Genomic DNA, 7,435 nt, shown 5'->3' with positions numbered 1-7,435 from the left:
GCGTGAGCGTGGCCCAGCTGTCGCTGCTGATCAACACCCAGATCGCCTCGCACCTGGCCGTGGGCAGCGTGAGCTGGCTCACCTACGCCGACCGCCTGATGGAGTTCCCCACGGCCCTGCTGGGCGTGGCCCTGGGGGTGGTGCTGCTGCCGCAATTGTCGGCCGCGCAGGCTGCAGGCGACACAGATCGCTACAGCGGCCTGCTCGACTGGGGTCTGCGCCTGGTCGTCCTGCTGGCCGTGCCCTGCGCGGTGGCGCTGCTCACCTTTGCCCAGCCGCTGGTCGCGGTGCTCTACCACTACGGCCGCTTCGGCGCGGCCGACGTGCAGCAGACCGCCACCGCCCTGATGGGCTACGGGGCGGGCTTGATCGGGCTGATCGCCATCAAGGTGCTGGCGCCGGGCTTCTACGCGCGCCAGGACATCCGTACGCCGGTGAAGATCGCCATTGGGGTGCTCGTGCTCACGCAGGCGCTCAACCTGGTGCTGGTGCCGCACCTGGCGCACGCCGGGCTGGCGCTGGCCATTGGCTTGGGGGCGCTGGTGAACGCGGCGTTCCTGCTGATGGGTCTGCGCCGGCGTGGCGCCTACCTGCCGGCGCCGGGCTGGGCGAAGTTCGGCCTGCAGGTACTGGCGGCCAGCGTGCTGCTGGCGGTCTACCTCACCTGGCTGTCGGCGCGGGTGGGCTGGCTGGGGTTCGAGGGCGCCGCGCTGCAGCGCGTGGGCCTGCTGGCCTTGGGCATCGTGGGGGCGGGCGCCTTGTATTTCGGGGCCTTGGTTCTCTCGGGCTTGAACTTGCGCCAGTTCGTCCGACAATAGCTGGACCGCACCCGCCGGCGCTCCGTCCATGGCCCTTCCGTACGAGTTCACCGCGCCCACGCCCCTGAGCTACTTCGCGTCGCTCGTGCGTGACGACGAGGCCCTGCCGCTGTTCGAGGCGGCGGCCGCGGTGGCGCAGGACGAATACCCCGATCTGGACGTGCAGCAGGTGCTGGGCGACGTGGACCAGATGCTTGCGCGCGTGAGGCGCCGCTGCCCCGACGACGCCGGCCCGCTGCAGCGCCTGCGCGTGCTCAACCAGTTCTTCTTCCGCGACATGGGGTTCGGCGGCAACGTCAACAACTACTACGACCCCGACAACAGCTACCTCAACGCGGTGCTGCGCACGCGCCGGGGCATCCCCATCTCGCTGGCCGTGCTCTGGCTGGAGCTGGCCCAGGGCCTGGGCCTGAAGGCGCGAGGCGTCAATTTCCCCGGGCATTTCATGATCAAGATCAACCTGCCCAACGGGCAGGTGGTGATCGACCCGTTCACCGGCCAGTCGCTCAGCCGCGAGGACCTGTCCGAGCGCCTGGAGCCCTACAAGCGCCGCAACGGCCTGGTGGACGACTTCGACGTGCCCGTGGGCCTCTACCTGCAGGCGGCCACGCCGCGCGAGATCCTGGCGCGGCTGCTGCGCAACCTCAAGGAAATCCACCGCACGCAGTCCGACTGGCTGCGCCTGGTGGCCGTGCAGGACCGCCTGATCGTGCTGCTGCCCGAGGCCTGGGTGGAGTACCGCGACCGCGGCCTGGCCTGGGCCGAGATCGGCGATCTGCGGCTGGCGGTGAACGACCTCGAGACCTTCGTCGACCGCACCGACGACGCCCTGGAGCGCAGCGCCATCGAGCAGCGCCTGCAGACCCTGCGGCGCGCCATGAACTGAGGGCCTGGTCCCGTATCGGCGTGTAAGCGCGGTTGACGCGCCGCATGAGCTGCAACGAATATCGACGCAGAGCCGGGCTTCACCGCAGCCTGGACCCGGAGCCCTTTCCTTGAAAACACTGATGATCGCGGGCGCCACCGGCCTGGTGGGCAGCCACGCGCTGCGCCAGGCGCTGGCGCATCCTCAGGTGCGGCTGGTGGTGGCGCCCACCCGGCGCGCCTTGCCCACGCACCCCAAGCTGCTGAACCCCCTCGTGAGCTTCGACCGGCTGCCCGAAGACGCCGAGTGGTGGGGCGTGAACGCGGTGATCTGCACGATCGGCACCACCATGAAGGCGGCCGGCTCGCGCGAGGCCTTCTACCGCGTGGACCACGACCTGCCGCTGCGCGTGGCCGAGCTGGCGCTGCGCCAGGGCACGCAGGCCTACGCCTTCAATTCGGCGCTGGGGGCGGACCTGCGTTCGCGGGTGTTCTATTCCCGCACCAAGGGCGAGGTGGAGCGCGACCTGCTGGCGCTGGGCTATCCCTCGCTCACGCTGGTGCGCCCGGGCCTGATCGGCGGTGACCGTGTGGAAGACCGCCCGCGCGAGCGCCTGTTCCTGCGCCTGGCCGAGGCCCTGCGGCCGGTGCTGCCGCGGCGCTGGCGCGTGGTGCAGGCCGAGGCCATCGCCCGCACGCTGCTGGAATCGGCGCTGACGGCCACGCCGGGTGTGCGGGTGGTGATGTCCGAGGACATCACCTAGGCGCGGCGGTCTCTCAGGCCACGACCACGGCCGCCCCGGTGCCGCGCGGCGCGATGCGGCCGATGGCGTGCACGGTTTCGCCCAGGCCGCGCAGCGTGGCGGCGCAGGCCTCGGCCTGGTCGGCGGCGATCACCACCACCATGCCGATGCCGTTGTTGAAGGTGCGGTTCATCTCGATGTCGTCGATGCCCGCGGTCTTCTGCAGCCAGGCAAACAGCTCGGTCTGCGGCCAACTGCCCTTGACCAGGTGCGCGGCCAGGGCATCGGGCAGCACGCGCGGGATGTTCTCCAGCAGGCCGCCGCCGGTGATGTGGGCCAGGGCCTTGATGGGGTGTTGCTGCAGCGCGGCCAGCACGTTCTTCACATACAGGCGGGTGGGCTTCATCACCGCCTCGCGGAAGGGCAGGCCGTCCAGCGTGGCGGGCAGGTTCGAGCCCGCGCGCTCGATGCACTTGCGCACCAGCGAGAAGCCGTTGGAGTGCACGCCGTGCGAGGCCAGGCCCAGCACCACGTCGCCTTCGGCCACGGTCTTGCCCGTGAGAATCTTGGATTTCTCCACCGCGCCCACGCAGAAGCCGGCCAGGTCGTACTCGCCAGCGGGGTACATGCCGGGCATCTCGGCGGTCTCGCCGCCGATGAGGGCGCAGCCCGAGAGTTCGCAGCCCTTGGCGATGCCGCCAACCACGGCCGCGGCGGTGTCCACGTCGAGCTTGCCGCAGGCGAAGTAGTCGAGAAAAAACAGCGGTTCGGCGCCTTGCACCAGCACGTCGTTCACGCTCATGCCCACCAGGTCGATGCCCACGGTGTCGTGCATATTCCATTCGAAGGCCAGCTTCAGCTTGGTGCCCACGCCGTCGGTGCCGCTCACCAGCACCGGCTCCTGGTAGCGCTTGGGCACTTCGAACAGGGCGCCGAAGCCCCCGATGCCGCCCAGCACGCCCTCGCGCAGGGTCTTTTTCGCCAGCGGCTTGATGCGCTCGACCAGGGCGTCGCCCGCATCGATGTCGACGCCGGCGTCTTTGTAGGACAGGGGGGTGGTGCTCATGGGGAAAGGCGCGGCGGCGGGGCCGCGGGCAGTGGTCGGGCGGGGGGGAGGGCGGATACCCGGGGCGCCCGGGGGCGCGCCGATAGAATCCAGAACCGGATTTTACGGGCTCGCCCCGGGCCCCAGGCCCGCCACCGAGCCCCGCCCCATGACCTTCACCCCCACCCAGATCCGCATCGCCGCCTGGACCGCCATCGCGCTGGTCCTGGTCCTGCTGCTCACGCTGCTGGCGCCCGTGCTCATGCCCTTCATGGTGGCCTTGATCATGGCCTACGCCATGCACCCCCTGGTGGAGCGCCTGGCCGGGCGCGGCTGGCCGCGCTGGCTCGGGGCCGGGCTGTCGGTGGCGCTGCTGATGCTGGTGCTGCTGGCGGTGGTGCTGCTCATCGTGCCGGTCATCACCCAGCAGGTGCCGCTGCTGAGCAAGCAGGTGCCGGTGTTGCTGGACCGCCTGGCCGACGGCCTGAGCGCGCTGGCGGCGCGCTTCGGTTTCGAGTTGCGCCTGGACATCAGCCAGCTGCGCCAATGGGCCAGCCAGCTCATGAGCGGCAAGGAGAGCGAGCTGCTGGCGGGCCTGTTGTCCTCGCTGCGCATCGGCGGCAGCGCCCTGGCGGCGCTGTTCGGCAATCTGTTCCTCATGCCCATCGTGGCCTTCTACCTGCTGATCGACTGGCGCGCCCTCATGGGCCGGGGCCGCGCGCTGGTGCCGCCGCGCTGGCGCGAGTCGGTCCAGGGCTTCCTGGACGAGACCGATGGCGTGCTCGGCAGGTACCTGCGCGGCCAGCTCATGGTGATGGGCATCCTGGCGGTGTTCTATTCCGCGGGCCTGGCGCTGGTGGGGCTCAACCTGGCGCTGCCCATCGGCGTGTTCACCGGCCTGGCCACCTTCGTGCCTTTCCTGGGCTTTGGCGTGGGACTGGTGCTGGCCGTGCTGGCGGCGCTGCTGGAGTTCCAGTCCTTCACCGGCGTGGCGCTGGTGTTCGGCGTCTACATGCTGGGCCAGCTCGTGGAGAGCTACTACTTCACCCCGCGCCTGGTGGGCGAGGCGATCGGCCTGCACCCGATCTCGGTGATCTTCGCGCTGCTGGCCTTCGGCCACCTGTTCGGCTTCGTGGGCGTGCTCATCGCGCTGCCGGCCAGCGCGGTGCTGCTGGTGGCGCTGCGCCGGCTCAAGCGCCAGTACCTGTCGAGCGACCTGTACCTCAAGGCGCCGGTCGGCCACAACGAACCACCGCGTTTGCCATGAGTGCGTCGCCCGGCCAGCCCATGAAGCAGCTCGCGCTGGACATCGGCCTGGCGCCGCTGCCCACGCTGGACAACTTCGTGGGCGTGGGCAACGAGGCCGCGCTGGCCCACCTGCGCCTGTGGGTGCCCAACCCCCTGCGCTCGCCGGTGCCCACCTTCCTGTGGGGCGAGAGCGGCAGCGGCAAGACGCACCTGCTGCGCGCCGTGCGCGAGGCGCTGCGCGAGCAGGGCTCGCGCGTGGGCTGGATGGACGCCAGCACCCTGGACCCGGCCGAGTACGACGAGCACTGGGACGCGGTGCTGCTCGACGACACCCACCTCTACACGGCGGCCCAGCAGGCCATGGCTTTCAACTGGTTCGTCAACGCCCAGACCCCGGCCCATGGCCCGGCGCGCTGGGTGCTGGCCGCGGGTGACCGCCCGCCGGCCGACCTGGTGCTGCGCGAGGACCTGCGCACCCGCCTCGGCTGGGGCCATGTGTTCCAGCTGCGCGCGCTCGGCGAGACCGAGCGGCGCGCCGTGCTGCGCCGCGCCGCCGACGAGCGCGGCGTCTTCCTCGGCGACGAGGTGATGGACTTCATGCTCAAGCGCTTCTCGCGCGACCTCTCCAGCCTGATGCTGCTGCTCGAGCGGCTCGACGGCTACGCGCTGCGCACGCAGCGCGCGATCACCATCCCGCTCATCAAATCCATGCTGGAAGACGAGTGAGCGGGCATTCCCCCATGCGACTGGCCCTTTTCGACCTCGACCACACCCTCATCCCCCTGGACTCCGACCACGCCTGGGGCGAATTCACCGTGCGCCTGGGCTGGCGCGACGCCGAGGACTTCCGCCGCGCCAACGACGGCTACTACGCCGACTACAAGGCCGGCACCCTGGACATCCACGACTACGTGCGCTTCGCCACCGGCGCGGTGCGCGAGCGCGGCCTGGCCGAGGGCCTGCGCGCGCACGAGCGCTTCATGGCCGAGGTGATCCGCCCGGCCATGACCGAGGCCGCGCGCGCCCTGGTGCGCCGCCACCAGGACGCGGGCGACACCGTGCTCATCGTCACCGCCACCAACGCCTTCGTCACCCGGCCCATCGCCCAGGCCTTCGGCGTCGAGCAGCTCATCGCCATCGACCTGGCCACCGATCCGTCGGGCGAACTCACCGGTGCCATCGCGGGCGTCCCCTCCTTCCGCGAGGGCAAGGTCGCCCGTGTGGAACAATGGCTGGCCGATCGCGGCCTGCGCTGGTCCGATCTGGCGCACAGCACCTTCTACAGCGACTCGATGAACGACCTGCCGCTGCTCGAGAAGGTGGACGAACCGGTGGCCACCAACCCCGATCAGCGCCTCGCCACCCTCGCCAAGCAGCGCGGCTGGCGCATCCTCAATCTCTTCGAATGATCAAGAAATTCATCGACAAGCTGCTGGGCAAGGCCAGTGGTGCCCGCGCGGGCTCGCCCTTCGGCAAGCGCCAGGACGTGCCGGCCAGCGTGCACGGCATCGACCCCAAGCTGGTGGACCAGCGCGCGCTGGACGTGGTCCGCACGCTCAAGCAGGCCGGCTTCGAGGCCTACATCGTCGGCGGCGCCGTGCGCGACCTGCTGCTGGGCCTGCGGCCCAAGGACTTCGACGTCGCCACCAACGCCACGCCCGAGCAGGTCAAGGGCCTGTTCCGGCGCGCCTTCATCATCGGCCGGCGCTTTCGCATCGTGCACGTGGTCTACGGCCGCGGGCGCGAGCACGAGGTGATCGAGGTCTCCACCTTCCGCGCCTACCTCGACAGCGCCGACGCCGAACAGGTGGCGGGCAACGAGCGCACCAGCAAGGGCGAGCTCTCGGGCATGAAGCACGCGGTGGACGCCAGCGGGCGCGTGCTGCGCGACAACGTCTGGGGCCCGATCGAGCAGGACGCGGCGCGCCGCGACTTCTCGGTCAACGCCATGTACTACGACCCCGAGACGCAGACCGTGGTCGACTTCCACCACGGCATCCGCGACGCGCAGAAGAAGCAGCTGCGCATGATCGGCGACGCCGCCACGCGCTACCGCGAGGACCCGGTGCGCATCATCCGCGCCGTGCGCTTCGCGGCCAAGCTCTCGCCGCTGGGCTTCAAGCTCGACGCCAAGACGCGCGAGCCGCTGCAGGCCTCCAAGTCGCTGCTGCAGGACATCCCGCAAAGCCGCCTGTTCGACGAAATGCTCAAGCTGCTGCAGACCGGCCATTCGCTGGCCAGCCTGCAGCAACTCAAGGCCCTGGGCCTGGACCGGGGCATCTACCCGCTGCTCGACGTGGTGGTGCAGCGCGCCGACGACCCCTTCGTGCAACTGGCCCTGCAGGACACCGATCGCCGCGTGGGCGAGAGCAAGCCGGTGGCGCCCAGCTTCCTGCTGGCCTGCGTGCTGTGGGCCGACGTGCGCCGCGGCTGGGAGCGCCGCATCGAGTCGCGCCCGGGCCACAAGCCCGTGCCGGCCTTCGCGGCCCTGCAGGACGCGATCGACGAGGCCTTCGATGCGCGCATCGGCGACGTGTCGGGCCGCGGCAAGCTCGGCGCCGACATGCGCGAGATCTGGCTCATGCAGCCGCGCTTCGACAAGCGCACGGGCAGCGGCGTCTTCACGCTGGTGGAGCAGCCGCGTTTCCGCGCCGGCTTCGACTTCCTGCGCCTGCGCTCGCAGGTGGGCGAGGTGGAAGAGGAACTCGCCCACTGGT

General features: G+C 70.5%; 8 protein-coding genes. 7 read left to right on the top strand and 1 reads right to left on the bottom strand.

The window, feature by feature from the left end; translation table 11 throughout:
• The 3 genes from murJ to BGO22_RS16665 form a co-directional block, all read left to right on the top strand.
• The coding region (murJ, locus tag BGO22_RS16675) for a murein biosynthesis integral membrane protein MurJ (protein ID WP_286851829.1) at positions 1-818 on the top strand (818 nt) is incomplete at its 5' end.
• 28 nt (positions 819-846) lie between these two features.
• A complete protein-coding gene (locus tag BGO22_RS16670; RefSeq protein ID WP_070397577.1) occupies positions 847-1,704 on the top strand; it encodes a SirB1 family protein in 858 nt (285 codons plus the stop codon).
• Between the two features lie 121 nt (positions 1,705-1,825).
• A complete protein-coding gene (locus BGO22_RS16665) occupies positions 1,826-2,446 on the top strand; it encodes an NAD-dependent epimerase/dehydratase family protein (protein ID WP_070397578.1) in 621 nt (206 codons plus the stop codon).
• 13 nt (positions 2,447-2,459) lie between these two features.
• Here BGO22_RS16665 and purM read toward each other — a convergent pair whose 3' ends face one another.
• Positions 2,460-3,491: a phosphoribosylformylglycinamidine cyclo-ligase gene (gene purM, locus BGO22_RS16660; RefSeq protein ID WP_070397579.1), complete on the bottom strand. Its 1,032-nt coding sequence runs from the start codon at positions 3,489-3,491 to the stop codon at positions 2,460-2,462.
• Between the two features lie 148 nt (positions 3,492-3,639).
• Here purM and BGO22_RS16655 point away from each other — a divergent pair, with 148 nt between their 5' ends.
• The 4 genes from BGO22_RS16655 to pcnB all read left to right on the top strand — a co-directional run.
• The gene (locus BGO22_RS16655) at positions 3,640-4,737 is read left to right on the top strand and encodes an AI-2E family transporter (protein WP_070397580.1); all 1,098 of its coding nucleotides are present in this window, start codon (positions 3,640-3,642) and stop codon (positions 4,735-4,737) included.
• 20 nt (positions 4,738-4,757) lie between these two features.
• Positions 4,758-5,444, top strand: a complete 687-nt coding sequence (gene hda / locus BGO22_RS16650) for a DnaA regulatory inactivator Hda (protein WP_070397581.1) — start codon at positions 4,758-4,760, stop codon at positions 5,442-5,444.
• Positions 5,445-5,458: 14 nt separating this feature from the next.
• Entirely contained in the window at positions 5,459-6,127 is a 669-nt protein-coding gene (locus tag BGO22_RS16645; RefSeq protein WP_070397582.1) for a histidinol-phosphatase, read from the top strand.
• Positions 6,124-7,435: polynucleotide adenylyltransferase PcnB (gene pcnB / locus BGO22_RS16640; protein WP_286851827.1), on the top strand; the 1,312-nt coding region annotated here is incomplete at its 3' end. The genes BGO22_RS16645 and pcnB, both read left to right, overlap by 4 nt.

This window comes from Hydrogenophaga sp. 70-12 (genome assembly GCF_001897365.1).
GTDB classification, from domain to species: Bacteria; Pseudomonadota; Gammaproteobacteria; order Burkholderiales; family Burkholderiaceae_C; genus Hydrogenophaga; species Hydrogenophaga borbori.
This window is presented reverse-complemented; position numbering and strand designations above follow the sequence as displayed.

Coding starts and splice junctions, on each gene's coding strand:
- BGO22_RS16670 (WP_070397577.1), top strand. CDS start 847: ATGGCCCTTCCGTACGAGTTCACCGCGCCCACGCCCCTGAGCTACTTC.
- BGO22_RS16645 (WP_070397582.1), top strand. CDS start 5,459: ATGCGACTGGCCCTTTTCGACCTCGACCACACCCTCATCCCCCTGGAC.
- hda (WP_070397581.1), top strand. CDS start 4,758: ATGAAGCAGCTCGCGCTGGACATCGGCCTGGCGCCGCTGCCCACGCTG.
- BGO22_RS16655 (WP_070397580.1), top strand. CDS start 3,640: ATGACCTTCACCCCCACCCAGATCCGCATCGCCGCCTGGACCGCCATC.
- purM (WP_070397579.1), bottom strand. CDS start 3,491: ATGAGCACCACCCCCCTGTCCTACAAAGACGCCGGCGTCGACATCGAT.
- BGO22_RS16665 (WP_070397578.1), top strand. CDS start 1,826: ATGATCGCGGGCGCCACCGGCCTGGTGGGCAGCCACGCGCTGCGCCAG.